Genomic DNA, 25,611 nt, shown 5'->3' on the forward strand with positions numbered 1-25,611 from the left:
CATGGAGTTATCAATCAAAAACATCAACATAGTAGCTGAAGACGGCAATCTTCAAATAACAAATGTATTTGTTATTGATGGTATAATTAAAAAAATAGGCTCCTATGTTTCTTGTAATAATACGATTGAGGGAAATTTCAATATTCTTTTGCCAGGGCTTATTGATCCGCATGTTCATTTTCGCGATCCTGGGTATCCGCATAAAGAAGATTTCTCAAGTGGCAGTAAAGCTGCTGCTGCCGGTGGGGTAACAACAGTTCTTGATATGCCTAATACCAACCCTCCTACTTTTACTTTAAATAGCTTAGAGCAGAAACGGAGCATTGCAAAAGAAAAAAGTTTAGTTAATTATGGATTTTATCTCGGTTCTGATGCCGCAAACATACCTGATCTGATTAATGCTAAAAATATTGCAGGTGTTAAATTATATTTAAATCAAACAACAGGCAATCTTATCATCAACAATGATCAGATGATAAAAAATATATTCTCTGTAGGAAAACGCTGTTGTTTGCATGCTGAATGGTTAACCTATCAGCATACACTTAAGCTCCATGAAGAATTTGATACTCCTTTATATCTTTGTCATGCATCCTTGAAAGAAGAAATAGCCTTAATAAAAAAAGAAAAACAAAAAGGAAAAAAATATTACCTTGAGGTTTGTATCCCTCATCTATTTTTAACTGAAGCTTATCTTAAAGATAATAAAGATAATCAAGGTTTAGGAAAAGTAAAGCCTCCTCTTTCAAGCAAAGAGGATCAAGATGCATTATGGCAGGCAATTGATGAAGGCATAGTTGATGTTATAGCAACAGATCACGCTCCGCATACCATCTACGAAAAGCAGTCAGATAATGCTCCTTTCGGGTTGCCAGGGGTTGAACTTCGTTTGCCATTGTTATTGCATGAAGTGAATAAAGGGAGGTTAACCTTAAGCCAGGTAAGTAAGCTTACTTCAGAAAATCCAGCAAAGATATTTGGTATCAAGAATAAGGGAAAAATTAAAGAAGGTTATGATGCTGACTTAGTTATTATTGATCTCAACAGGGAGAAAACAGTTAAAAATACTGAACAATATACACGATGTAAATGGTCGCCATTTCACGATCTCAAACTTTGTGGCTGGCCAATAATGACCTTCGTCAATGGAAACCTTGTTTATAATCAAGGAGAAATAAACACAGACTATGGAGGCAATGAGGTGGAGTTTGAAGATGTTTGATCAGGAAAAATTTAATCAATTTTTAATAAAGCATGAAATTATCAAGCTTTTTTCTGAACCGATTACATTAGTTTCAGGAAGAAAAACCTATATGTATGCAAATTGTCGTAATTTATTAAATACTGTAGGTGATATTGATAGGCTTAGTGATTATATTCTTGATTTTATAGAAGAGAAAGGATTAAAATATGATTATTTTTTTGGTGTTCCTGAAGGTGCAACAAAATTAACAGATATATTAAATTACAAATATGGTAAGCAAAATCATAATCCTGACCAGCGTTTAGTGATGGGAAGGGGAAAAGCTAAAGAGCATGGTATAGTTGTTGATAAATATTTTATTGGTAATGTTAAACAAGGGGATAGAGTTATTCTTATTGAAGATGTTACAACAACAGGAGGTTCTTTAATTAAATCTGCTCATCTTTTAAGAGAATCTGGTGTTGACATCATTGCTGCAGTTGTTATAGTTAATAGGATGCAGAAAACTGAAGAGAATTTAAGTGTTGAGGAAAAATTAAGTCAGGAAGGTATTCGTTGTCTGTATTTATCAGATGCAACAGCTATACTTCGTGTTTTAGTAAAAGATGGAATTAAAGATCCCCAAATAGTAAATAACCTGCAAAAAGAATTCAAACAGTATGGTGTTAAAGAACTAACCTGGTGATATTCATGTTTGACCGATTAAAACAACAATACATCGATGGCATTTATCAGTCAGGAGCTTTTTTGATTAAAGAGGAGCCTTTCACCTTGCGTTCAGGAATTAAAAGTCATATCTATATCGATCATAAAAGGTTTTTGACAAATCATACAGGCTTAAAAATAGTTATTAATAATTTTTTTTTGATGTTAAAGGAAAAAGTTGATCATTTTACATTTGTAGTTGTTGACTCTATTATGAGTCCGATTCTTGGAAGTACCATGGCAACGATGTTGGATAAAGATCTCGTGATTATTAAAGAAGAGCAAGCTCTTCATGGTACGAGGGAAAAAACCTACGGCATAATTCATCCTAATCAAGAATATGTTATTATTGATGATTTAATCTCAACAGGCAGCTTGGTGATGAATGCTGCTAAACCAATTAGGGAGTTAGGTGGTATTGTGAGATATGCAGTCGTTTGCACAGTGCGGGAAGACGCTGTAATTAAAGAGCTTAATAATCATGGAATTGAAGTTATATACATCTCAACAATTAACGAAATTCTCGAATATTTAAAACCAACCTTAACACAACAAGAACAGCAAATAGTTGAAGACAAACATCAATGTACTACCTCATACCTGTACGAACGAATGAAAATGTCATATCAAGAGCGAAGTGAGCTTGCTAAAAACAGTGTTGGTAGAGCGTTGTACAGAATTATGGAAAAAAAGAAAACAAATTTAATCCTGTCTGCGGATGTAACTAAAGCAGATAAGGTAATAACAATTGCCCGTGAATTAGGCCCATTTATTGTAGGATTGAAAACTCATATTGATATTATAGATGATTTTAACCAGCAAATGATTAATGATTTGCAAACTATTGCAGATGAGTATGAATTTTTAATTTTTGAAGATCGGAAATTTGCTGAAATTGGAAATACTGCGCAGCTGCAGTATAAACATGGTGTGTATCATATCATTACTTGGGCAGATATAGTCAATGCACATAGTGTTCCTGGGGAAGGTGTTGTGCAAGGATTATGTACTGCAGCTAAAGAGCACTATGAGCCGCGAGGTTGTTTATTAATTGCACAGATGTCGAGTAAGAATAATCTTGTTACTCGTGAATATTCTCAAAAAACATTGGAAATAGCAGAGTTATTTCCTGATTTTGTTATAGGATTTATTGCAACAGGCGGTGATCCTTTAAAGCTGCGTTCTTTTGCCCATAAAGTTCCGCCGCATTATCTTTTAATAACACCAGGAATTAGGTTTGGGAGTAAAGCAGATACTATGCAGCAGAGTTATGGAACACCTGAAGAAGCAATACATGCTGGGTCTGATATTATTATTGTTGGTAGGGGCATTTACGAATCGCAGGATATGAAGGAGACTGCGAAACAATATAGGGACGCAGGATGGAAAGCATATGAAGAAAGAAAGAATATTGTTCCCTAACGCTGATATTCCCATAGATAATCTTGTGTTACTTTTCTAAATTCATACCCTCTCCCAGGTTCAAAGCAGTCAAGAGTGCCTTGCCATGATCCATCGCTTTGTTTTACTGCAGTATCATACGTTTTAGAGGCACTATTATAAGCAAAAATACTATCTCCACTTTTGGCTTGGGATAATAATGTTGAAAATCCACATTTTTTCTGGCTGCTAAACCAACCAGCTAAATTGACTTCCCTTCCAGTTCCTGGAATTCCAGAACTCTGAACTAAAGAAAGAGTATAATTATTTGTTGGAACAGTGCCGATTAAAGTAATATTATAATCAGCAGTAGGTTTAAATACATACGCTTTATCATAACTCACTAAAGAAAAATCTCCATACCAGTTTTGATTGATACGCTGAACTGCAACAGTTTTATTTAATGCAGTATCATAAGAATAAATCATATCGTTTTCATTCCCATTATCAAATGCTTTAGATATGTTGAGATCATCGAGGATTAATGGTAGAGAAATAATTGTTTGTGGTGCAGTTATAGCAAGATCAAATCTTGCTATAACTGCACTAGATAAATTTTTATTAGTCCCATTAATTGCAGCAATAGCATAATAACGCTGCCCAACAAGTTCTGAATCTAGATAATAACTATCTGTCAACCCACTAACTTGTGGTTGAGCAGTAGCAAGAGCAAGTTGAAGTAAGACTGTTGCATTATCATTATAGTAAATATTATAACTTACTGCATCAGCAACAGGATTCCATGAAAGAGTAATCGTAGTATTGTCTGTTTTTTTAATACGGAGGTTTTCAGGAGCATGAGGAGTAAAGATTATTGAATCTAAAACAGTGATATTTCCTGTTGCATTCAACATATCAAACAAAGGATGACTGCAACTTACATTGTAAGTAAATATTCCACTTTCAGGTAAAGTATCAGTAAATTCATAGAGATTTTTAGTTGCATTGAATTTCATAGGTACATTTGTACCTATGAAATTCAATGAACAATTTGCATCAAGTAATGGTGTTCCATCAGTTCTATTAGTAAAATTAGCAAGAATAGTTGCTTGTTGAAATTGGTAGATAGTGTTGTTTCCAAAAGGCTTGTCATCACCACTATCCCATATATCTAATACGCTGGTCGCGCCTTCAATAACACTATAATTACTAAAACTCTTGACGTTAAAGGTAACTTTGTTATCAACATAACTTTCAACAACACAGTCATTGCATATAGTGCCGTCTTTCAAGATATGGGGAATAGCAAATGAAATATTTTCTAAGCTGACAGTTGCGCTTTTATTAAAAGAACTATGCAAACTATTGCTGTTTACATAAACAAAATTATTTTGAATGATTATATTGTTTGAAAGATCTTGGTCAAGAACATAAACAGATTTATCCCAAACAATCTTCCCAAATTTACTTTTTTCAAGCGTTAAGTTTTGAACTTGTTTTAAATCAGAAACTGTTTCAAAGATTGTGGTGGTTCCATCAAATCCATTTATTGTTGGTAATAAGTACAACGCTCCACGAACAACTAAAGCAAATGGCTGCGGTCCTTGGGGGATATTAAATCCTTTGATCTTAACAGTATAACTTCCTTGTTCAGGTATATTGATTACTATTTGTTCAACATTATTTAATACATCGACAACATCATTAAATGGAGATATAAAATCATTGCCATAGTAAATAGTTCCAGAGGGGGAAATAACTTCTAAATTAAGATCATTAACTAACAAAGGGTTGTTATTAACATTTGCTGGTGTTGCATCAGTCCAAACAAGAGTAATTTTCAAAGGTTTGTCAGTTGCAACATTATAGGGATAGTTTTTTTCTTGAGTTGTTTGTATACCTAACTGTTCGTCAACATATTTAATATAAATATTTCCTGTGGGTAAAAGTGTATTAGTTAAATTAATTCTTCCCCAACCGCTTGCATTGCTTGGTAAGCTATGGCCAGGCAATTGAACTGCGCCGTTGATTAATAATGCTTTAATTAATGCAGCACTTGGATTGGAAAATTTTTGATTCAGCAGTAAATCTTGCCTTACTAATGCTCCAACGCCAGCAGCTAAGGGCGTAGCCATGCTTGTGCCAGAACAATAACTATAATCATTAGTAGCGCCAGAACTCACACAGGGTTGCGCAATACTGCTTTTCAAAGAATAAATAAACTGCCCAGGTCCAACAAGATCAGGTTTAACTCTTCCATCATCAGTTGGTCCTCTACTGCTTGAGCTGGCAATGACATCTGGATCGTCATTGGTTCCACTTAATGTTTTGCTCAAAACAGATCCAATAGTTAAAGTGTTTTTTGCTGTTGCAGGATAACCAACCGTATTATCTCCATTTCCCCCGCTATTTCCTGCAGCAAAATAAATAAGAATATCCTTATTATTCCACATGAAATCATCTACTTTTTGAGAAAGTGAATTATAACTGCCATCAGGGAATTTATGCCCCCAGCTATTACTATGAATTCGTGTATTCTTATCGTAAGCATCGTTTAATGTTTTTTGTAATTGTCCCGGAGTGCTAAGGCTAAGTCCTTGTCCATCATCAGTGCCCATAGCAGTAAAAAAAAGTTCTGCTTGAGGTGCAGTTCCCTTGTATAACAAATTGGATTTATTTCCATCGCCTAATGCAGATCCTGTAACATGCGTTCCATGGCCATTCTCATCATCTGGTGAACTGCAACCAGAACACCCGTTGATCAGGGATAAACTAATAACTCTTCCTCTAATATCAGGATGAATTGTTTGAAGATCACCAGTGTCTAATCCGGTATCAAGAATCCCAATAATTTGCCCTTCTCCATCTAAGCCCAAATCATTTTCAACACCGGGAACTTGGAGAACTTCTCTGCCGCGATCGTTATAAACACTAAGTTCAGGTAGTTGTTCAACATAAGCAATCTCTGGTTGCTGCGTCAATGAAATCAACTGTTTTTTTGTTGCATGTATCTGGAGATTATTTTCTTGGCTGGTAACAACAGAATTGCCTAATGCCTGAATAATCTTTTCAGCATCTTCTTTTTTATGGAGAAAAACATTGACTAAAAATGTTTGATCTTCTTGAACAGTATCTAGTTTCAGCTGAACATCAGCAGGCACTTTATAGGCAGGTTTATACAGCGTAATGCTTTTAACAAAGTTTATTTTTCTTATATCCTCAAGTTTTTCAGGATTCATCTGAACTTTAAAGGTATAGTGGGGAATATAATAATAAAACATAACGCCATATTCTTTCAGATATTGTTTCCATGATTCTTGTACAGGCCCAATAAATTGGAGGAGGTAATATTCTTGAGCTGAAACTGCAGAAACTTCTTCTTTTTCTATTCGGTGATTATCAATAATCACTGAAGTATCATACTGTTGGTATTCAGTAAGATTGAGTTCGGCATTAACCTCTTCAATAGATTTCATCTTTTTTTGAGAGTTGCAGCTTACAAGAAATAGGAGTACTAACGATAATAAACCGACAAGAATCACTAAGCTCTTTTTTTTCATAGGAATCTATCAACACAAGGGTATAAAGATATTTATAAATATTGTTTTTACCGTGCCTAAGATTTATAAATCTTAGGTGCTACCTATAACTATGATTATTGGCATTACAGGGTATATAGGAACAGGAAAAACCACCATAGTTCAATGGTTTGAACAAGCAGGTTTTACCAAGCTTGATGTTGATGCTATTAGCCATGAATTGTTGAAAGACCAAGAAATTCGCACGAAAATCACTGCAACATTTGGTGAGAGCATTCTTGATAGAAGAATGCAGATAGATCGGAAAAAATTGTCAAGCCTGGTTTTTAATAATCCTCAACAACTGCATCGTCTCAACAATATGGTGCATCAGAAACTGCGCCAGTCAATTCTCAATGTCCTCAAAGAGATGAAGAAAAAACATAATAACATCATTATCGACGTTGCGTTGTTGGAAGAACTAGGGTTAGTACCGTATGTTGATAAAGTCATCATAGTGAAAGCAAGTCTAGAATTGTTATACCGCCGGCTTGCTCCACGTTATACTCAACGAGAAGTATTAACAGCTATTAACAATCAAAAAATACCATCACATGCAGATAGTATCATTGAAAACAATGGTAGTTTAGAAGAACTAGAGCAAAAAGTGCAGCAAGTAATCCGTGATATTTTATGAAAACAGTGATTTATCCAGGAAGCTTTGATCCTATTACCAACGGTCATCTTGATATTATTCAAAGGGCTTTAAAGCTGTTTGATAAAGTAGTTATCGCAGTTCTTGAAAATAATACTAAAAAAACACTGTTCAGTACTGAAGAGAGAATAAGACTCATCAAAGGGTGTACCTTTAATTTAAATGTTGAGGTAGAAAGTTTTTCAGGCTTATTAGTTGGGTTTGCTAAACAAAAGAATTGTAATGCTATTATCCGTGGTTTGCGCGCAGTCTCAGATTTTGATTTTGAATTCCAGATGAATGTGATTAATAATTCGATAAACAAAGAGCTTGAAACAATCTTTTTGATGACGAGTAAGGAATATTTTTATTTAAGTTCCAGTGTTGTCAAAGAATTAGCGTCAAAAGAAGGAGATGTTAGCAAGTATGTGCCTGATGAAGTAAAGAAAGCATTGAAAGAAAAATTTAAATAGACTGATCACGCCGTATAGATAATGCAGCGAATTATTAAAGAAAATATTTTCAAAAATATTCTAATCCTAATTAGTTTAATATTTCTATTTCCTTTAATAAACAAGTATGTTATGAACAGTACTTTAATTGTTGATAAATCATCTGCAGGTGATATTATTGTTGCAATGTCTCTTATTGCAGTAATTGGATGTTTTGGCAATTTTGCTTTTACCTATGAAAAGATGAATCAAAACAAGATTTTTGAACGATATTTAGCTCATATTACAAGCGCGCTTCTAATGTTTGTTATTGGCGTCAGTCTGATTTTTACCAGTCTTTTAATCAATATCTTAATGGGTCATTTCATCTTAATAGATATAACCTTGGTATTACTATACCTTGCTTGTATAGGATATGATCTATGGGATTTATTAAAAGTTCAATAGCACGTTTTTTTAGAATTTCTTCAATAATGCCATGCTCTTTTCAGCTTTTTCAAAAGGCACAAACAGATGATCATGATAATAGGCAGAAACAGCATTGACACTAATACCCTGTTGTGCAAGCTTTGCAGTTATTGCTGCTAGAAATCCAACAGCGTTTAAATCAGAATGAACCGTTAACGTAATCATTGCCCAAATGCTCGTATACGCAAACTTAAGTTTCTCAGCAACACTCTTCTGTAAAATCAACGTAATGCCTTCTGTCTCTTTAAACAGCATTAAGGGTTTGGTTTTAAGTCTATGGTATTGTTGCTGAGAAACAGTGCAAAACACATATTTGCCTTTAATCAGTTGAGGGTTCATGGATTCTAACAATGTTTTCAAATCTTTAACGCTCGGCATGGTCTTTCTTTGAGTCATAAGTTTTTAAATTATTGTATTTCAATTTTTAACAATCATATAACGAGAGAAGAGTTCTTAGCGTAACAACAATCTTTATAAATAAACTCTCTATTCCCTCTTCCATTACCCTGTATAAGGAACAGCGTTAACTAACCGACCTTATGCAAGCTTTTTAGGGTGAGAATATAAAAGGCAATGAGATGAATTCTTATTGCATATTAGGTGAAATAAATATGAGTGAACGAAGAGAAGAAAGAAGGGAGCAGGCTATGGAGCAGCCGCCATCAATTGAAGAGGAAGATATTGCAGCGACAGAAAACAGTTTAGTTCCTACAAAAATCTATTTAAAATCAGGGATTCACATAGGAACTAAATTCAAAACAAAATATATGGAGAAATTTATTTACAAAACAAGGCCTGATGGTTTAAGTGTTCTTAATCTGCAAAAAATTGATGAACGATTAAGAGTTGCAGGCAATTTTCTCAGTCAGTACAAGCCAGAAGATATAGTGATTGTTTGCCGAAGGGAAAATGGTTGGAAATCAGTAAAAGCATTTCATAATGCTACGGGTGTTCGTGTTTTTGCAGGAAGATATCCTCCTGGAATCTTGACTAATCCAATTTTAGAAACATTTATGGAAACCAAATTAATGATGGTTGTTGATACTTGGGCAGATAGAAACGCAATTAACGATGCTATGAATATGGGTATCCCTATTGTTGCGTTATGTGATACCAACAATCAATCCAATAACATTGATCTTGTTTTGCCCTGTAACAACAAAGGTAAAAAAAGTCTTGGATTAATATTTTATGTTTTGGCGCGTGAGTTTCTTCTGAAAAAACAACTGATCAACACAGAGGCAGAAATGAAATATAAATTAGAAGACTTTGAAGAAGAGTAAATATTTTTTAACTATTTTTCTTATTTAGTTGTTATTTCTTTTTCGTATTTAACAGAATCTTCAACTAGTTCAAGCCCTTCTTGTTTTATCGTGAAAATGGTTTTCTTCCCTTCAGGGATACTTCTATGCTTTTTGACAAGAGCTAGTCGTTTTGTTCTAAATTTTTGTAATTCAATAAGGCATTTGCTTCCATATTGAAGCAAATCTCCGCCAACCATCCTGACACTATCTCGCTCGTCAAAGTCTGAATAAACTTGGTTGGTTATAAGGACAGGAATCATATGCTTTCGGGCAATTTCAGTTAAATACCCTAATTGAATGCTGAGTTGGTTATTAACCTGCTTAACTTCACTATGTTTGCCGAGTTCTAACCTATACAACATTGCAATAGTGTCAACAATAATTAATCCAATTTTATCATTAATAAGGCTCTTTAGTTTAAGAATATCTTGCATTTGTTCTTGGAAATTAGTAGGTTTCAAGACAAAAATATGCTGAAATAAGTCTAGATTATCGCAAAGTTGTTTAAACCGGGCAATAGAAAATCCGCTTTCAGTATCAACAAAAATAATCTTTTTGCCTTTTTTCGCAGCATCGATTGCTGCCAACATGCACAAGGTTGTTTTGCCGCAACCGGCAGGGCCATAGATCGTAGTAATAACATCAACTTCATACCCTCCATTAAGAAGCTGGTCCATAACTGTTGAACCACTAGAAATTATTTGATCATCCATACTATTGGTGAACGATGCATGGTTTAAATAATTTGTTGCCAATGGGCTCTGTCCCGAATAAAGTTTTTGGTGCCATGCTGGTGATTATCCTTCTAATTAATAAGTGGGAAAAAAGGGAATTCCAATGGGAATTTTTTCCTTCTTATAGGCCAGTGGGATAATCACGGCACCAAAACCGAGGCGTTAGCCGAGATTCGGGGCAGAGCCTGCGAATGGTACAATAACACTTATAAACAATAATGCCCTTTTTAGTCCTATGCTTAAGCCTAAGCCAGTAGTCATTTTAATAGCATTAGCTGTAATTACTTTAAGTATTAGATTATATATCTCTTTTCAAACTCCTTATTTTTCAGATGATACTGCTTATTTTCATCTCCGCCAGGTTGAACATATACGAGAAACAGGAATTCCACTCTATAATGATGAATTAAGTTATGGAGGAAGAACGTATATTTTTATGCCGTTATTTCAGTATGTGATTGCATTCTTTGTAGGTTTAACAGATTCTCTTGTCGTAGGTAAAATTATTCCTAATCTTGCTGCAGTCCTCTTAATGTTTATTGTTTTTTCCATAGTTAAGCATATGACTAAAAATGAACAGGTAGCGTTATTTACTGGCTTCATCTCAGGATTTATTCCCATTTATTTTGTAGAAACCGTGAATAGCCTTTCAGTATATACCTTCTCAATACCTTTAACATTTCTGTTATGCTATTTTATGTTAAGGATAGATGAAAGAAAGTATAGGTATTGTTATCTCCTTTTCTTTATAATTTTCATTATTCTTCATCCCTCATTATTCCTCTTTGTGATGGGTTTTATTATTTACTTTATTATTACCAAAACTGAGCAGATTGCAGTTAAGAAAGGTGAAATTGAAATATTATTCTTTTCGGTAATTGTGATTATATGGACTTATTTCATTGTTTTTAAAAAAGCATTTTTATCCCATGGTTATGGTTTGATCTTCCAAAATATTCCTCAACAATTATTGGTTGACTTTTTCAGGCAAGTTTCGCTTTCGCAAGCATTAAATCTGATAGGTTTTCTCCCAGTAATTATAGGAATTTGGATGATCCATTACATCATTTTTTCAACAAAGGATCGGGATCTTTATTTTCTTACCAGTTTTATCATTATTATTACATTAGGGATGTGGTTTAAATTGCTAGAGCTTAATCTCGCATTGATATATTTGGGAGTAGGTCTTGTTATTTTATTTGGAAAAGCTCTTGCTCTATTAACAGAGTATATAGCAACAACAAAAGTTCATAGGCACGGTAAAATACTCTATGCATTATTAATCATTTTTTTTATAGTAACCTCAGTAGTACCTTCAATAATTCTAAGCCTTGATAAAGTGGATAAAGCAACATCCAAAGATGTTATCAGCGCATTATCATTTGTTAAAGAATTTTCTCAGAACCCTGAAAGTACGGTACTTTCTACGCTTGATGTTGGGCATGCAATCACCTATTTTACCAAGAAAAAGAATGTTATTGATAAGAATTTTCTGATGATTGATGAAATCAACGAGCGTATGGCTGATATTGAAACTATTTTTTCAACACAATCAACAACTATTGGCACACAGCTATTAAACAAGTATAATGTCGAATTTGTCATCCTTAGTGAAACCGCTAAAGAAAGGTACGGAAGCAATGAGCTTCGTATGTATGCTGAGAGTTGTTTTGAAAGAATAAATTTCAATGAAGTTACTCTCTATAAAAACCTATGTACCGTCGTGAAAACATGATTTTTAAACTGTTAAAGCAATGTTTTGAAAGTAAAAAGAGTATAATCTATCTATCAATTATTTCTTTAGTAGTGCTGTTATTGCCTATGATCTTGCGGTTTATGTTATTTCATCAGCATATTGTTCCTGGTATTGATGCCTATGATGACCTTAATGTAGTGAAAAAATTTTCTCAAGAACAGAGAGTAAATAGTGATGGAGCTTATAATCCCTATCACTATTTACTCTCTGTTCTTTCAAAAAAAATTCCTCTTGAAATACTTGCGCTTATCTTACCAGTGATATTAGGTATAATAAGTATGGTGTTGTGGTATTTAATTTTAGAGCAAACAGAGCTCAAAACTACAACAAAACTAATGAGTTGTTTGTTATTGTTATTTTCACCCATATATATCTATGTTTTTACTATTTCAAGTTTCTTAAGCTTATTAGTTTTTCTAACCCTGCTGGCATTTTTTCTTATAACGAACAAAAATAAATGCATGCATTATTCATCAATTATTTTCTTGCTGGCGATAGGGACTTTGAGCTTATTTACACCGGTGCTGATCATCAGTTTATATCTTTATCTCACGTATGTGCGTAAGCAAAAAGCGAGGTATCACAACATTTTTTTGTTGATATTTTGGGTAATAATAGCGGCATTCATCTATTTAGCAAGTTTTTTCGTATTCAAAACACCAGCAATCACTACCTACCATCTTGAAAATATGAATCTCCTTCAAAATAATATCTCTGATCTTGGTGCAGTGATGGGTTTCGGTGTATTTACGCTGTTATTGTTAGGTATAGGGTTATATTACATGATCAAAGAACGAAGAAATATATTTCTTTGGTTTATAATTTTAAGCTTCTTAACTCTAATTTCATGGTATTATAATAAATATCGAAGTTTATTGAATTTTATTGTTATCTTATGGGGAGCGTATGGCTATAGTCGATTGTGGTATCGTAAATGGGATATTCCTCTCTTGAAAAAAACCTGTTTATTTATGTTGTTGCTGGGAGTAGTCTTTTCAGGGTTGTCCTTTGTTAATAGGCTTGTTGCTTTGCAGCCAACGCAAGGAGCAGTAGAACAGCTGCAATTGATACAAGAAAATCTCCAAAATCTTCCTGAAGGAAAAATATTATCACACGAAGAAAACGGATTTTTTATTAATTATTATCTTGGTGAAGACCGAGCGTTTCTCGATAAAAAAATGAAAAATCAATACGCTGATGAGATCGCAAATAAAATTTTTTATTCAAGAAACATAGAAGAAAGTGAACGTCTTTTGCAGGAGCATAATATTAGATATTTTTTTATAACCGATAAGATGAAAGCAGGTCAAATTTGGAAAAAAGATACTGATGGTCTGCTTTTTCTTCTCGAAAAGAGCGAAAAGTTTAAAAGAGTTGGTAAAACTCAGGATATAGAGGTATGGGAGGTATTGTACTGAATCATGATTACGATCTTATCAATTTTCTTATGGATTGCGTACTTTCTATCGTTGTATTTTGCAGTCTTCTGGATCATTATTCTGCTTACAAAGCAGGAGAAGTTTCCACGAAAGAAAATAACAGAATGGCCTTCAGTGACTATAGTAATTCCTGCATATAACGAAGAGGATTCCATTGGGCAAACGCTTAATCGGGTAATCCATTTGGATTACCCTGAAAAGAAAATTGAGATTTTTGTAGTGAATGATGGCTCTACGGACAAAACAAGCTTAAAAGTAAAGCAAATAATAAAACAAAATCCTGATGTGTCTATCAAATTATTTTCTCAGCAGAATAAAGGCAAGGGGAGTGCTTTAAATCTCGGTTTAAAGCATACAAGAACAGAGTATTTCATTTGTCTTGATGCAGATTCATTTGTCGAAGAAAATGCTTTAAAAAAAATGCTGCCGTATTTTGTTGATAACAATGTTGCAGCAGTCCTGCCAACATTGAAAGTTTATCAGCCGAAAAATCTCCTTCAAAAACTGCAATGGTATGAATATCTTATCAATATGTTCTACAAAGAGTTGATGGGAAAACTCGATTGCGTGCATGTAACACCAGGTCCTTTTAGCATCTATGCAGCTGATATTTTGAAAAAAATTGGTGGTTTTGACGAACAAAATATTACTGAAGACCTGGAAATAGCATTTAGGCTTCAAGTTAATCATTACAAGATCATTCAGCTCTTGGATACTGAAGTGCAGACGCTTGCGCCAAGTACCGTGAAAGAGCTTTTCCACCAGCGTAATAGGTGGTTTAAAGGTGCAACCTTGAATGCGCTTCATTACAGAAAAACCTTATTCAATAAAACCTATGGTGACTTTGGCATGATGCAGGTTCCGAGTGTTCTTATCTCTGGGATTCTAATTGTTTTCCTTTTCATTGCTTTGATCTACTCTTTTTTTAAGCCCTATGTTATGTATTTTATTAATCTCGCAGGTGTTGACTTTGATATTATGACGCTCTTAAGAAACATTTCTATTAATATTAAACCATTAGATTTGAGTTATGTAACTTTTTTTATTTCCTTAGTAATGCTTATTATTACCATTACTCTTTTAAAAAAATCAGCTATTGCAAATAGGGAAAAAATAGGTAAGTTTGGTTCATGGAGCATCTTTATATACTTGATATTCTACTTTATCATTTTAGGTTTTATATGGATCGGTGTATTATTTGATATTATCTTAGGAAGAAGACAGAAATGGTGAAATCATGCGGACCGTCAGTAAACACTTATACATAATTGCTTTTGTCATAACATTAATTATTTTTTTGATGGGGATGTTTTTGGGGTTGGTTATAGACAGCAAAAGAGTTACGTATGTTCAAACAACAGCAAAAGAGCAGGTTGTTGATTTTAATAGCCTTCAGCTGCAGTATCAATACTTAAACACCTTAGGGGAAAAAAAAGATTGTAATGCATTATTAAAAACCTTTGACCATGCGATAAAATCATTGGAAGATACTAGGGTGAGATTAGAAACTTATGATCGGAATTCTCAAATTAATAAATATGAATACAGTCTCCTTAAAAGAGAATATACCTTAGCGCAGTTAAATTATTTGTTTTTAGCAGACAAAGCTTCAAAGCTCTGCGATGAGAAAAGATCAACAGTCCTTTATTTTTTTTCAGATGAAGATATCTGCCCTAAATGCAATGAACAAGCCTTTGTCTTGACCTATCTGAAAAAGTTATTCAAAGATAAGCTTTTGAATTTTGCATTTGACGAAAGGCTTGCAGAGCAGGAAGGGATGATTGCCATGCTAAAAACAACCTATGAAATCTATGAGTATCCTACGTTAGTGGTTAATGGTGAAGTAATATCAGGATTTTCATCAGCAGAGACTCTCTTGGCAAAAATATGTCCTATCTACAAAGATGAGCATCTGCAAGATGAAATCCCCCAATGTAATCCTTATCTTAATCTAACTGAAGAAATGAACAGTACTGTTAGATAACGCGATAAATACTTATCTCTCTGTTACAATTGCTCAAAATAATTTTCTCTCTGACAAGTCGATTATCTTTATCAAGAATACTTTTATCAAAATAATCGCCGTCCAAGCTGTCAATAATGATATATTTTGTTTCAGGCAGTAGGATCTCACTAATATTGGTGCTCCATAAAGCATTCACTTTGAGATTATTACTATAACCATACCATACCCACGCATTGCTGATAACATGATCACCATGCATAGTATGATCTTTGATATAAGATACACTCTGAGAAAGTCCTTCTTGGCAATAAGCGCGGGAAATTTCTTGATAGTTAGCAAGAGAAAATACCAGTAAGCTATTAATAATAATTACTGCAAAAAATAAACGCGCCATTAATAATGATTGTTTATTTTTCAAATAATCGGTAACATATTCAATTCCTTCAATAATGATGAGATAAAGGAACGCTAAAACACCTAAATAATATCTGCCTAATTTAACATTAGTAATGCCATAAAAATAAATAATGAAGATAACAGTATAAATTATAGGTAGCAACAAGTGTTTTTTTGAATCAAATTGTTTCGCAAAATAAACAATTCCGAAAAAAAACAATAACCATAAAATGCCAAGTACAGGGATAATATTCCAAAATTGTATTGTCCACGATTGCCAAATTGTATATTGTTCAACAATTGCATATTGGCTAAAGAAATCCCAAAAAGGATTTCCGTAATGATAATAATTAAACAACATCCACGGTAGTAAGGAAATGCCAATCCCTACACCAAAATAAAATAATTTTTTAATTGACTTAGCATAATATATTCCTACACTAATAGCAAACAACGCAGCAGGGAATTTACAGAGAATTCCTAATCCAAGACTAATTCCTGACAGCAATTGATAATATTTTGATTTGTTCTCATCAGCCAATAATATGAAATAATAACTGAGCATAATAAAAAACAGTGCAGGGACATCAGTGTATGCTTTATAACCCCAGATAATAAGCAAGGGGGAGAATGCAAATAAGCAGGTATAACTCAATTGTTTTAGATGTGAAAATTCACGACCTCCAAGAATAAGATAAAACAAATATACTGAACTAAGGCTAAAAAACATAATAATTAGTCGCGCAGCAAACTGCGATTCCCCAATTACCATCCAAACTCCGGCAATTACATATTCTAGCAGAGGAAATCTAAAGTCTTCAGTATAATAGCTTGTTCCTAGATGAGATCGGGCATTTGCCAAATAGGCATTTTCATCCCAGACAAGAACAGGATTAAGATGATTAAGCATCCAAAACAAGAACAATAACACTCCTAACAACATCCAAATCCCATATTTTTCTATAAATTGAGTAAATTGAGGCATATTTTCATAAAATCATTTAAATATATAAAAAAGCTTCTGATACTATGGAGTTTGATACCAAAAATCTTACCAAAATTATTAGAATTATCTCTGTCATTATTCTCATATCCTTTATTTCTTTCAAACTTTTTGCTATGGCAACGTCGTTCCACGATCTTGGTTGGGATGAATCAGTATATCTAGGTATGGGAAAATATATCTATAGTCAAGGAACTCATGGTTTATGGGAAGAAATCAGGCCACCATTGTTACCATTAATAATAGGATTATTCTGGAAACTAAAATTACCCTATATTTTGTTAGCAGATATAATGATAACATTGTTTGCAGTAGGCACTATAATTTTGACGTATATCTGTGCAAAAGAGATCTTAAAAAAAGAAGATTTCTTAGAATTATTAAGTATAACACCACCATTGCTCCTGTTGTCATCAGAGCTTTTTCTTAAGCAGAGTTATACTATTATGACTGAAATTCCCGCGGCATTCTTTATTTTATTAACGGTTTATTTGTATATAAAAAACAAATCTCCCTTTCTTTTGGGTATAATCGCAGCATTAGCCTTTCTCACAAAATACACTGCAGGTTTTATGATGCTAAGTATGGGTATTATACTATTTTTCGATAACTACGATACTAGGGATATCAATCGGCTCTGTAGAAAACTCATATATTTCATCTCAGGCGCTGCAATTATGGTAACACCATTCTTAATAATAAATGGTTTTTTATATCAAGACTCAGCAGGTTCATGGTTGTATGCAACAATATATCCTGTAGTAAAAGCAATCATACATCAGGATAATATAATGTATGCAGTTTCAAATCCAATAAGTAATCTCTTGTTCTATCCAATAGTCATGGTCAAAGAAAATATATTATTTATTCTAGGATTATTAGGCGCAGTTTTTTATTTTTTCCATTCCAAGAGTTATTTTATCAATAAGCAACGATCTGGATATCTCATAAGTCTGAGTATTTTATTATATGTTATTTACCTTACCTTTATTATCAACAAACAATCGAGATTTATTCTTTTAATTCTTCCTTTACTTGCTATCTTTAGTGCCTATGTTCTCTCAAACATCGTAATAACTAAAAAGGAAAATATGTTTTTTTTTGTGTTGATTCTTGTTTTTATGTTGGTAGGTTATTCATCTTGGCTGCAAATAACAAGTAATCGCTATCCTTTTATCAAAGAAAAACCAGATATCATCAACCAATATTATCACTATCCAACCAATTATAATATTTCATCTCCCCTCTTAACAACAGACCCACATTTTACAGGATATAACGATCAGCTTTTTATTCCAATGTATAACAATGTATCTGATGCAAGAGATATATACTCACAGTATAAAGGTCAGGCAAATGGACTAATCTATGATGATGAGTTTTACCCTTGCTTCACACAATCGTGCGACCAGCTTAAACAAGATCTTTATAAGGATATAATGAGTTATTTTACCGTAGTTTATACCCGATCACAACACCCACGCAGGGAAATCTTAATTTCTAAAAACAGTGTTAAATACACTAACAAAAAAAGATAATTCAACATTTTAAGTTAATTAGATTAACTTAAAATGTTGAATTATCTTTTTTTGTTGATTTAAAATAGGTTTTTATCCTGTTTATGTAAGTATAATCGATAAAAATATAATAATAAATAAGAACTATTATATACTTCTAGTTAAATACATTAACAAAAATAATAACGTTATTAGAAAGATAGTTAATAAAAAAGATATAATAATACTTTAATGTTATTATACTTAACATAAAATAACGAATAAAAGAGATATTATCAATACATTTTTATATATCTATGATATTTTTATGTTAATATATTTAACATAAAAAGATTTATAAATATACTTTATTAAGAAAATTAACATGTTAACTGATGATGGTTTTATCACCCAGGGAGAAAAAATGGTTATTTACAATTATACAACAAAACACCTTAACAATACAGAGAAAGTAAAATTCTACTATGCATTAAAAGGCCGTGATGGTAAATCAGGGATGGTAAAAGCCTTGCGTTTAATTCATATTGGTAAAAGTGTGATCCTTGCTCCCTTGAGGCATGGAGAAGAAGTAGAGCAATTCTTCAAATTATGGAACCTTTCATTTTCAAAGCGATTGGCAATTATTGGCAAAGAAGCCTTTGGCGGCGGTCAACATACTAATTGACTAAACTAATGTTCATAAAAAGGCAGCAACAATGGCGCAGACCGACCGAGGGTTGGCTCCTTCGGAGTGGTCGGTAGGGCAAAATTCAGCAGAATTTTGACCGTCTGCCGCCATTATTGTTGCTGCCTTTTCCTTGAGTAATAATATCAACTAACGACAGGCTCTTGTGTAGTGTGGGAAAACGTCAACTGTCTTAATGTCTAAACATAATAGACACCCCCAACAAATCTCAGTTGGCATATTTCCACCAGCACATTGACTTTCTCGCTGCAGTTAACCCTGCAGCGGTTGTTTTTTTAACTAATTAGACCATAGGGACGTCATATTTTGTTTTCATACCATAGACGATTAAATCAGTCCAGAACAAGCGTTTTTTATAAACATAATTAATTCTGATTCCTTCTTCAGCAAATATTTCTACCACTTTTTCAGGGAGTGCTATCCATCCTATGGTTGGCATAATCCGGAAAAGATCCACTTCCTCTTTAAACACAATTTTCCCGCCTTCTGACAAAAGTGCGTTCATCTCTTTTGCAATTTTTCTGAGGTCTTGTATATGCCCAAGCATACCAAGGGAAATAATAGCATCGACCGGAGGAATGTGAGGATGTATTCTATTGACCTGATGTTCGTCATGTATCGTATGAACATGGGTAATATTCCCTTTTTTAATATGATAATTAATACGTTCAATAGTTTTATCAATCAAGTCTGTGGCATAGACTTTTCCTGAAGGAGTTACTTTTTTGGCAAGCTCAAGGGTAAAATCATGGCTGGTGCATCCATATTGGAGCACTTTCTTAGAAGTAAGCTCTCCAAGAAAATCATACATTTGTTGTTTGACGGTATCAGAGAGAAAGAGCTGGTCGTGAAGGAGATACAATCCAACGATAAATTTTTTGAATTTAATGTAAACCTCAGGATCAAAATAAATAATGAGCAGCCCATACATCAGAATCCCTATCAACAGGAGCAGGGCCGTTGTTCCTAAAACAAGGATTCTAGTTTCTTCATGAATAAACCATAATACAGAGATCAGTATAAACAAATAAACAAGAACATAGGGCAGCCAAGTGCCAAAAGGAACTTTATAAGGTCGTTCAGCAAGTGGTTTTTTCTTGCGTAAAACAGGAATAGCAATAAGGGTAATGCTTACTAATAAGATAGATAATGAAATAAACAGTGAAAGCAAATAGTAAAATACATCCAATTCCCAAGCATCACTCATAATATAAAGAAAATAAGTTATAGCAATAAAAATTATGATGACCGTCCTCTGGAATTTTATTGCATGAAGCGGTGTGCCAAATTCTTTATCGATCTGGGCGTATTTGGTAGGAAATAATTTATCTTTAGCAACAGAAAAAATCAGTCTTGGTCCTGATAAAATCCAGGGCAGGCCTTCGCTGAAATAAATAAATCCTGCAAAAATCAGAACAATGGTTGCAATGATTGGAGTATAATCTCCGAGAGTGACAAGCACAATGTCATGAAAATAATTTTCGGAATTAATCAATGTTTCACGGTCGATAATTCCTAATGAGGCTATAGCAATAATCACTGAAGTTATTGCTACAATAATAGTTGACCACTTGAAAACCTTGGGCAATGTTTTCTGCGGCTCTTTAACTTCTCCTGAAAGGTAAGAAACTCCAGATAAACCAGCTGCATAGGTACTTACAATAAAGACAGATCCTAAAATTAGCCCGATATTAGTGAAGAAATCCTTTGCAGGGAAAAAAGGATGATAGAGTTGAGGGATAATCGCTGTTGTTAATCTTCCTTCTCCAGTTAATGCTGGAAAATCAATAAACATGGGAAGAATAATCACGATGAATTCAATGAGAATAAGAAGGGTAAAGTAAAATATTATTTTACTCCCTATATCTTTTCCTCTCTTAGCAAGCTCTGAAAAAAAGTAAACCGTTATTATAACAAGGACCGCCTTAAAAATATATGCTAAAGGCGTGTAATAAGGGACAAGAATCTGAAGCCCCTCAGGAATCGAAATTGCAAGTCCAATATTCCCCACAAGCCACGTAATCCATCCTACCATAAATGAGGTAAGGGTGCCAAATGAGATTTTACTTACTTCATAGGTACCTCCTGAAGTAGGAAACATGCTGATTAATTCAGCATAACAGAGAGCAACATAGATTCCTATCATCGCCATTAAAATCCATGAAATAATTGATGCTGCTCCAGCAAAATAAACACTGTATTGGGGAACATATAATATTGAAGAATCAAAAATAAAGTTCAATGCCAAAACAAAGATAATGCCAAACCCTAAGGTCTTTTTAAGTTCAGTTCCAGAAGTTTCTTTGGCAGATTGTAATTCAAGCAGTTCTTCAGCAGACTTTACATACCTGAAATCATCCTTAGTTCGTGGTATCTCTTCGGGCATAGGGTCCTCAAGGTTAAAGAGAACTTTGCAAAATTATGGTTACTGCCTATTTTATGAGCATTTTCGAAAGACTTATCGGGCAATTTTCGAGGTTCCAGAGAGAAAATTGCTTTATCCAAAATATATCTCAATGCGAACTGGCAGTAACCCGAGCTATGCGAGTATTTTGCAAAGTTTTCTAAATACGGTATTTCCTTAGTTAAATAGTTTGCTCTTTAACAAAACATTTATATACTATTAACGACTGGAAAATGTACAATATAATCAATATGAGGTGAATGTAATGGCTAAAGTAGTAAAAGTAGCAAAAGTTGGCGTCAAGAAACGAGACGGTTATTTATACTTCGTCGATAAAGATGGAGATGTTTCTATGGTTGCAATGAACCGAGGGGGCAAAAGGAAATCAGGTAAAAAACGAAGATAAATATTTTTTATTTTTTTCACATTTTTTTAAGAAGGTAGGTGTTTTTCAAATCTTCAATCAAATATCCTTTTTTTTCAAGTAAAGCGCGTAATTGATCAGCTTTTTTAAAATCCTTTACTTTTCGTGCTTCTTCCCGCTGATCTGCTAACACAACTATTTCTTCAGGAACTGATTCTGGTTGTTTATGCATAATTCCAAGAACAAGGTCAAACTGATGCATGCATTCCTTAATAGCTTCAGCATCTTTATGGCTGAACAGGTTGTTGCTCATAAGCGTATTAATCTCTTTCATAAAATCAAACAGAGCAGCTAATCCTTCAGAAATATTTAAGTCGTCATCTAAGGCAGTTTCAAAACGCTTTTTTGTGTCTGCAATTATTTGTTTAATAGTTTGATTATCTTTTCCAGAAACTTTCTCCTGTTTCTCCATAAATTCATCAATCCGTGCAACAGCTTGCTGGCTTGCTGCAACGCCTTGTAGGGTAAAATTCAACGGCTGTCTATACTGGGTGCTTAATAAGAGATAACGAATAGCTCTGCTGCTATAACCTTTGGCAAGTAAATCACGCAGGGTATAAAAATTTCCTAGACTTTTGCTCATTTTCTTCCCATCAACTTTGATGTATTCATTATGGAGCCAATAATTGACAAAGGTTCTTCCGGTCGCAGCTTCGCTTTGAGCAATTTCATTTTCATGGTGGGGGAAAATAAGGTCTATGCCACCTGTGTGGATGTCAAAAGTCTGACCAAGATTTTTCATAGACATAGCGCTGCATTCAATATGCCAGCCTGGTCTGCCTTTGCCTAATGCTGTTTCCCAAAAAACATCGCCATCTTTTTCTGTCCAAAATTTCCAGAGCGCAAAATCTTGTGCTTGATGCTTATCATACTCATCTTGTTGCACACGAACTCCAGCTTTAGTTTGATGAAGATCAATTTTTGATAATTTTCCATAACTTTTAAACTTTGAAATAGCATAATAAATCCCATCAGGTGCTTTATAAGCAAGTCCTTTATTGAGTAAGTCTTTAATGAGGGCCACCATATCATCAATATAGGCTGTTGCTCGAGGAAAGATATCAGGTTTTGAAATACGCAATGTTTCTAAATCTTCAAAAAATGCCTGCGTGTATTTGTCAGTATATGCTTGCAGGGTTAATCCAGCTTTTTGTGATGCGCGGATAGTTTTATCATCAACATCTGTTATATTCATCACTTGTTTTACCTTAAATCCTTTATAGATTAGGTATCGTTTAAGAATATCAGAACAGATATATGCTCTAAAATTACCAATATGCGCATAATCATAAACTGTTGGTCCGCAGTTATACATGCGTACTTGATGTGATCTTAATGGTTCAAAAAGTTCTTTCTTTCCTGTTAAGGTATTGTGAAAACATAAGCTCATAAGTTTAGAAATCTAAACCAGCTTTATATATTTTATGAGCAATTTTTTCAATACGATCGAGCTTAGCTGGATCAATAGTTTTGAATAATAATTCCCCATATCCATGGACAATAATCTCCAGGCTGTCTATCTCAAGGACAAGGGCAATGCCAGCATCGCTTTTTACAGAGAATCTTTTCTTGAGTTCTGCTAAGTCAAGCTTAATTTTATGCCGTAAATCATCGGGAAATCTGCAAGAAATAGCAGCCCTTGTTTTGCATTTTTCAATAATCAAACGAGTCATCAATTTATCAAACTGAGGTAAAGAGCTGTCCATTCAGTCACCAATATATTTTGCGTAGAGATTTTTTGCTTCACGTAGATCTTTTGCTTTAATCAGGCATCTTCCATCATTGAAAATGGTAACTTGTTTAAAATGCAAACAGCCTGGTAAGAAAATAACCTTTCCTAGTTTTTCTAATCTTTTTTTAACCTGCTGTAATGATTGTTTTTTTCCATAAAACTGAAACTGCCCAGAACTGCAAAAGCGAATATTCTTCGTTAGTTTCCTACCATCTAAGTATTCGTAATGTCCTAAACAGGTGCTACAATTCTTTCGTTGTTTAACTTGTAATGTTTGAAAACGATTATTACTATTATTCCCAATAGGTTGGTTGTTAAGATCAATTCTAATCAGCTGTTGTTCATGCTCTTGTCCTAGCACTATCTTAATGCATTCATTTGCTTCTAACGCACCAACGATTGTTGTAATACTATTAAGAACTCCAATAGTATCACAAGTTCCTTCAGGCTGGCAATCAGGAAAAACACAGGAAAAGCAAGGAGTACTTTTCTTAGCATCGTTATTGTTATTTCTGTTATCTATAACCATTACCGTGCCAATGCTTGCAATAGCTCCGCCATAAATCCATGTTTTATTATATTTTCTTCCATAATCATTAATCAAGTATCTTGTTGCGAGATTGTCAGTGCCATCAATAATGATCTTTGCAGATTTCAAAAGTGCTTCAATATTTTTGGAGGTAAGATCAACAGGATTAGAAGTAACAGCAATTGAAGGATTGATGGCAAATAAAGCATCTTTTGCAGCAATGACTTTAGGTTTTCCTATATCTTCTTGCTTATATAAATGCTGGCGCTGAAGATTTGATAGTTCTACACAATCGCGATCAATGAGTACAAGTTTTCCTATTCCTGCGCGTACCAATAACTCTGCTGTTACACTACCTAATGCGCCAAGACCAATAATCGCTATAGTTGCACGCTGCAATGTTTGTTGTCCCTTCTTGCCAATTCCTTGGTATAAAATCTGGCGCGAATACCTTTCTCGATAATCAGTGTTATCCATAGTAGCAAGATACAAACCTTGATTTTTAAAACTATTGGAGAACTTTGCAAAATTATGGTTACTGCCAATTTCGTGAGCATTTTCGAAAGACTTATCGAGCAATTTTCGGAGTTCCAGAGAGAAAATTGCTTTGTTTAACAAAGATCTCAATGCGAACTGGCAGTAACCCGAGCTTTGCGAGTATTTTGCAAAGTTCTCATTGGCAATAACAATTGTTTTTCTGCCGTATTTCTCGTAGAATTGATGTGTTTTTATCCAAATATTCTTTTTTGAAAATCTTGCTTTTACCATCAAATATTTTATCACCTAATCTATTACTAATCCTGTTTCACAAAAGACTAAAAGAGAAAACTATTTATAGTCTAAAGGTTATACTATAATTATGAAGACTATCGCAATACCCGTTGAAGACTTTCAACAAATGAAACAAGAATTAGAAACTCTTAGAGATAGTAAAATCTATAAAAGATTGCTTGAATTTGAAGATAATATTTGTAAAGGTAAAAATATAGTCGAAAGGATATAGGATTTTAGTTCTTTTGCTTTTGACTTAATTTTTTCTATTGTTCGCTGCTGTTTATCTTCACTCGATTTCATTTCGAATTCAAATACATATATTTCATCAGTGGCTTGATTATGTTTGAAATAAAGTCTAATTGGCGGATGGATGTTTTTAATTTCATAGATAAAAAGCTGAGAATCCAACAACTTTCCACAATATGGACCATGTTCTTCAATTTTATTCAGCATAATACATAACGAGAACTATTTAATGCTTGCTATTCTATAAGAGCGAACCTATATTTTTCATCGAGGCACACCTA

Annotated in this window: 23 protein-coding genes; 15 read left to right on the forward strand and 8 right to left on the reverse strand. The window is 33.7% G+C overall.

Annotation, left to right across the window (positions count from 1 at the left end; all coding sequences use genetic code 11):
• Position 1 precedes the first annotated feature (1 nt).
• Genes HYY69_08090 through pyrF form a run of 3 tightly spaced genes read left to right on the forward strand, consistent with a single transcriptional unit; the run spans position 2 to position 3,331 of the window.
• Entirely contained in the window at positions 2 to 1,222 is a 1,221-nt protein-coding gene (locus HYY69_08090) for an amidohydrolase family protein (GenBank protein ID MBI3033407.1), read from the forward strand.
• Positions 1,209 to 1,889, forward strand: a complete 681-nt coding sequence (locus tag HYY69_08095; GenBank protein ID MBI3033408.1) for a hypothetical protein — start codon at positions 1,209 to 1,211, stop codon at positions 1,887 to 1,889. The genes HYY69_08090 and HYY69_08095 overlap by 14 nt, the downstream gene beginning before the upstream one ends.
• A gap of 5 nt (positions 1,890 to 1,894) precedes the next feature.
• The gene (pyrF, locus tag HYY69_08100; protein ID MBI3033409.1) at positions 1,895 to 3,331 is read left to right on the forward strand and encodes an orotidine-5'-phosphate decarboxylase; all 1,437 of its coding nucleotides are present in this window, start codon (positions 1,895 to 1,897) and stop codon (positions 3,329 to 3,331) included.
• On the opposite strand, the gene HYY69_08105 is transcribed toward pyrF, so the two are convergent.
• Positions 3,328 to 6,849 carry a S8 family serine peptidase gene (locus HYY69_08105; GenBank protein ID MBI3033410.1) on the reverse strand — a complete coding sequence of 1,174 codons (3,522 nt, stop codon included), beginning with the start codon at positions 6,847 to 6,849 and terminating at the stop codon, positions 3,328 to 3,330. The two genes, pyrF and HYY69_08105, sit on opposite strands and share 4 nt — an antisense overlap.
• Positions 6,850 to 6,940: 91 nt before the next feature.
• Between HYY69_08105 and HYY69_08110 the strand changes: the two genes are divergently transcribed.
• From HYY69_08110 to HYY69_08120, 3 genes are read left to right on the forward strand one after another with little or no spacing between them, the layout of a single operon-like run.
• Complete coding sequence (locus tag HYY69_08110) at positions 6,941 to 7,504, forward strand: dephospho-CoA kinase (protein MBI3033411.1); 564 nt, start codon at positions 6,941 to 6,943, stop codon at positions 7,502 to 7,504.
• A complete protein-coding gene (coaD, locus tag HYY69_08115; GenBank protein ID MBI3033412.1) occupies positions 7,501 to 7,974 on the forward strand; it encodes a pantetheine-phosphate adenylyltransferase in 474 nt (157 codons plus the stop codon). The genes HYY69_08110 and coaD overlap by 4 nt, the downstream gene beginning before the upstream one ends.
• Positions 7,975 to 7,995: 21 nt before the next feature.
• A complete protein-coding gene (locus HYY69_08120; GenBank protein MBI3033413.1) occupies positions 7,996 to 8,400 on the forward strand; it encodes a hypothetical protein in 405 nt (134 codons plus the stop codon).
• Positions 8,401 to 8,409: 9 nt separating this feature from the next.
• On the opposite strand, the gene HYY69_08125 is transcribed toward HYY69_08120, so the two are convergent.
• The gene (locus HYY69_08125; GenBank protein ID MBI3033414.1) at positions 8,410 to 8,799 is read right to left on the reverse strand and encodes an ACT domain-containing protein; all 390 of its coding nucleotides are present in this window, start codon (positions 8,797 to 8,799) and stop codon (positions 8,410 to 8,412) included.
• A gap of 269 nt (positions 8,800 to 9,068) precedes the next feature.
• Here HYY69_08125 and HYY69_08130 point away from each other — a divergent pair, with 269 nt between their 5' ends.
• Positions 9,069 to 9,704, forward strand: coding sequence for a 30S ribosomal protein S2 (locus tag HYY69_08130; GenBank protein MBI3033415.1), 636 nt, complete (start codon positions 9,069 to 9,071; stop codon positions 9,702 to 9,704).
• A gap of 20 nt (positions 9,705 to 9,724) precedes the next feature.
• On the opposite strand, the gene radB is transcribed toward HYY69_08130, so the two are convergent.
• Positions 9,725 to 10,438 carry a DNA repair and recombination protein RadB gene (gene radB, locus HYY69_08135; GenBank protein MBI3033416.1) on the reverse strand — a complete coding sequence of 238 codons (714 nt, stop codon included), beginning with the start codon at positions 10,436 to 10,438 and terminating at the stop codon, positions 9,725 to 9,727.
• A gap of 256 nt (positions 10,439 to 10,694) precedes the next feature.
• Here radB and HYY69_08140 point away from each other — a divergent pair, with 256 nt between their 5' ends.
• The 4 genes from HYY69_08140 to HYY69_08155 are packed head-to-tail and all read left to right on the forward strand — an operon-like array spanning position 10,695 to position 15,638.
• Complete coding sequence (locus tag HYY69_08140) at positions 10,695 to 12,194, forward strand: glycosyltransferase family 39 protein (protein MBI3033417.1); 1,500 nt, start codon at positions 10,695 to 10,697, stop codon at positions 12,192 to 12,194.
• Positions 12,173 to 13,633: a hypothetical protein gene (locus HYY69_08145; protein ID MBI3033418.1), complete on the forward strand. Its 1,461-nt coding sequence runs from the start codon at positions 12,173 to 12,175 to the stop codon at positions 13,631 to 13,633. The genes HYY69_08140 and HYY69_08145 overlap by 22 nt, the downstream gene beginning before the upstream one ends.
• A gap of 3 nt (positions 13,634 to 13,636) precedes the next feature.
• Positions 13,637 to 14,887 (forward strand): glycosyltransferase family 2 protein, encoded by a 1,251-nt coding sequence (locus HYY69_08150; GenBank protein ID MBI3033419.1) that lies wholly within the window; start codon positions 13,637 to 13,639, stop codon positions 14,885 to 14,887.
• 4 nt (positions 14,888 to 14,891) lie between these two features.
• Positions 14,892 to 15,638 (forward strand): hypothetical protein, encoded by a 747-nt coding sequence (locus tag HYY69_08155; protein MBI3033420.1) that lies wholly within the window; start codon positions 14,892 to 14,894, stop codon positions 15,636 to 15,638.
• Here HYY69_08155 and HYY69_08160 read toward each other — a convergent pair.
• A complete protein-coding gene (locus HYY69_08160; protein MBI3033421.1) occupies positions 15,631 to 17,001 on the reverse strand; it encodes a glycosyltransferase family 39 protein in 1,371 nt (456 codons plus the stop codon). The two genes, HYY69_08155 and HYY69_08160, sit on opposite strands and share 8 nt — an antisense overlap.
• Positions 17,002 to 17,045: 44 nt before the next feature.
• On the opposite strand from HYY69_08160, the gene HYY69_08165 reads away from it, so the two are divergent.
• Positions 17,046 to 18,557, forward strand: a complete 1,512-nt coding sequence (locus HYY69_08165) for a glycosyltransferase family 39 protein (GenBank protein ID MBI3033422.1) — start codon at positions 17,046 to 17,048, stop codon at positions 18,555 to 18,557.
• Between the two features lie 343 nt (positions 18,558 to 18,900).
• Positions 18,901 to 19,200 carry a hypothetical protein gene (locus tag HYY69_08170; GenBank protein MBI3033423.1) on the forward strand — a complete coding sequence of 100 codons (300 nt, stop codon included), beginning with the start codon at positions 18,901 to 18,903 and terminating at the stop codon, positions 19,198 to 19,200.
• A gap of 304 nt (positions 19,201 to 19,504) precedes the next feature.
• Here the strand turns inward: HYY69_08170 and HYY69_08175 are convergent, their stop codons facing one another.
• Complete coding sequence (locus HYY69_08175; GenBank protein ID MBI3033424.1) at positions 19,505 to 21,607, reverse strand: amino acid permease; 2,103 nt, start codon at positions 21,605 to 21,607, stop codon at positions 19,505 to 19,507.
• Between the two features lie 283 nt (positions 21,608 to 21,890).
• Between HYY69_08175 and HYY69_08180 the strand changes: the two genes are divergently transcribed.
• Positions 21,891 to 22,031, forward strand: coding sequence for a hypothetical protein (locus HYY69_08180; GenBank protein MBI3033425.1), 141 nt, complete (start codon positions 21,891 to 21,893; stop codon positions 22,029 to 22,031).
• A 16-nt stretch (positions 22,032 to 22,047) separates the two neighbouring features.
• On the opposite strand, the gene HYY69_08185 is transcribed toward HYY69_08180, so the two are convergent.
• The 3 genes from HYY69_08185 to HYY69_08195 are packed head-to-tail and all read right to left on the reverse strand — an operon-like array spanning position 22,048 to position 25,078.
• Positions 22,048 to 23,439 carry a cysteine--tRNA ligase gene (locus HYY69_08185; GenBank protein ID MBI3033426.1) on the reverse strand — a complete coding sequence of 464 codons (1,392 nt, stop codon included), beginning with the start codon at positions 23,437 to 23,439 and terminating at the stop codon, positions 22,048 to 22,050.
• A 4-nt stretch (positions 23,440 to 23,443) separates the two neighbouring features.
• Complete coding sequence (locus tag HYY69_08190) at positions 23,444 to 23,755, reverse strand: hypothetical protein (GenBank protein MBI3033427.1); 312 nt, start codon at positions 23,753 to 23,755, stop codon at positions 23,444 to 23,446.
• Positions 23,756 to 25,078 (reverse strand): ThiF family adenylyltransferase, encoded by a 1,323-nt coding sequence (locus HYY69_08195; protein MBI3033428.1) that lies wholly within the window; start codon positions 25,076 to 25,078, stop codon positions 23,756 to 23,758.
• 91 nt (positions 25,079 to 25,169) lie between these two features.
• On the opposite strand from HYY69_08195, the gene HYY69_08200 reads away from it, so the two are divergent.
• Positions 25,170 to 25,313 (forward strand): hypothetical protein, encoded by a 144-nt coding sequence (locus HYY69_08200; GenBank protein ID MBI3033429.1) that lies wholly within the window; start codon positions 25,170 to 25,172, stop codon positions 25,311 to 25,313.
• Positions 25,314 to 25,611: the final 298 nt, after the last annotated feature.

The sequence above is a fragment of the Candidatus Woesearchaeota archaeon genome (assembly GCA_016192995.1).
Lineage (GTDB): Archaea > Nanobdellota > Nanobdellia > Woesearchaeales > DSVV01 > JACPTB01.

Coding starts and splice junctions, on each gene's coding strand:
- HYY69_08090 (MBI3033407.1), top strand. CDS start 2: ATGGAGTTATCAATCAAAAACATCAACATAGTAGCTGAAGACGGCAAT.
- pyrF (MBI3033409.1), top strand. CDS start 1,895: ATGTTTGACCGATTAAAACAACAATACATCGATGGCATTTATCAGTCA.
- HYY69_08105 (MBI3033410.1), bottom strand. CDS start 6,849: ATGAAAAAAAAGAGCTTAGTGATTCTTGTCGGTTTATTATCGTTAGTA.
- HYY69_08110 (MBI3033411.1), top strand. CDS start 6,941: ATGATTATTGGCATTACAGGGTATATAGGAACAGGAAAAACCACCATA.
- coaD (MBI3033412.1), top strand. CDS start 7,501: ATGAAAACAGTGATTTATCCAGGAAGCTTTGATCCTATTACCAACGGT.
- HYY69_08120 (MBI3033413.1), top strand. CDS start 7,996: ATGCAGCGAATTATTAAAGAAAATATTTTCAAAAATATTCTAATCCTA.
- HYY69_08125 (MBI3033414.1), bottom strand. CDS start 8,799: ATGCCGAGCGTTAAAGATTTGAAAACATTGTTAGAATCCATGAACCCT.
- HYY69_08130 (MBI3033415.1), top strand. CDS start 9,069: ATGGAGCAGCCGCCATCAATTGAAGAGGAAGATATTGCAGCGACAGAA.
- radB (MBI3033416.1), bottom strand. CDS start 10,438: ATGGATGATCAAATAATTTCTAGTGGTTCAACAGTTATGGACCAGCTT.
- HYY69_08140 (MBI3033417.1), top strand. CDS start 10,695: ATGCTTAAGCCTAAGCCAGTAGTCATTTTAATAGCATTAGCTGTAATT.
- HYY69_08145 (MBI3033418.1), top strand. CDS start 12,173: ATGTACCGTCGTGAAAACATGATTTTTAAACTGTTAAAGCAATGTTTT.
- HYY69_08150 (MBI3033419.1), top strand. CDS start 13,637: ATGATTACGATCTTATCAATTTTCTTATGGATTGCGTACTTTCTATCG.
- HYY69_08155 (MBI3033420.1), top strand. CDS start 14,892: ATGCGGACCGTCAGTAAACACTTATACATAATTGCTTTTGTCATAACA.
- HYY69_08160 (MBI3033421.1), bottom strand. CDS start 17,001: ATGCCTCAATTTACTCAATTTATAGAAAAATATGGGATTTGGATGTTG.
- HYY69_08165 (MBI3033422.1), top strand. CDS start 17,046: ATGGAGTTTGATACCAAAAATCTTACCAAAATTATTAGAATTATCTCT.
- HYY69_08170 (MBI3033423.1), top strand. CDS start 18,901: ATGTTAACTGATGATGGTTTTATCACCCAGGGAGAAAAAATGGTTATT.
- HYY69_08175 (MBI3033424.1), bottom strand. CDS start 21,607: ATGCCCGAAGAGATACCACGAACTAAGGATGATTTCAGGTATGTAAAG.
- HYY69_08180 (MBI3033425.1), top strand. CDS start 21,891: ATGGCTAAAGTAGTAAAAGTAGCAAAAGTTGGCGTCAAGAAACGAGAC.
- HYY69_08185 (MBI3033426.1), bottom strand. CDS start 23,439: ATGAGCTTATGTTTTCACAATACCTTAACAGGAAAGAAAGAACTTTTT.
- HYY69_08190 (MBI3033427.1), bottom strand. CDS start 23,755: ATGGACAGCTCTTTACCTCAGTTTGATAAATTGATGACTCGTTTGATT.
- HYY69_08195 (MBI3033428.1), bottom strand. CDS start 25,078: ATGGTAAAAGCAAGATTTTCAAAAAAGAATATTTGGATAAAAACACAT.
- HYY69_08200 (MBI3033429.1), top strand. CDS start 25,170: ATGAAGACTATCGCAATACCCGTTGAAGACTTTCAACAAATGAAACAA.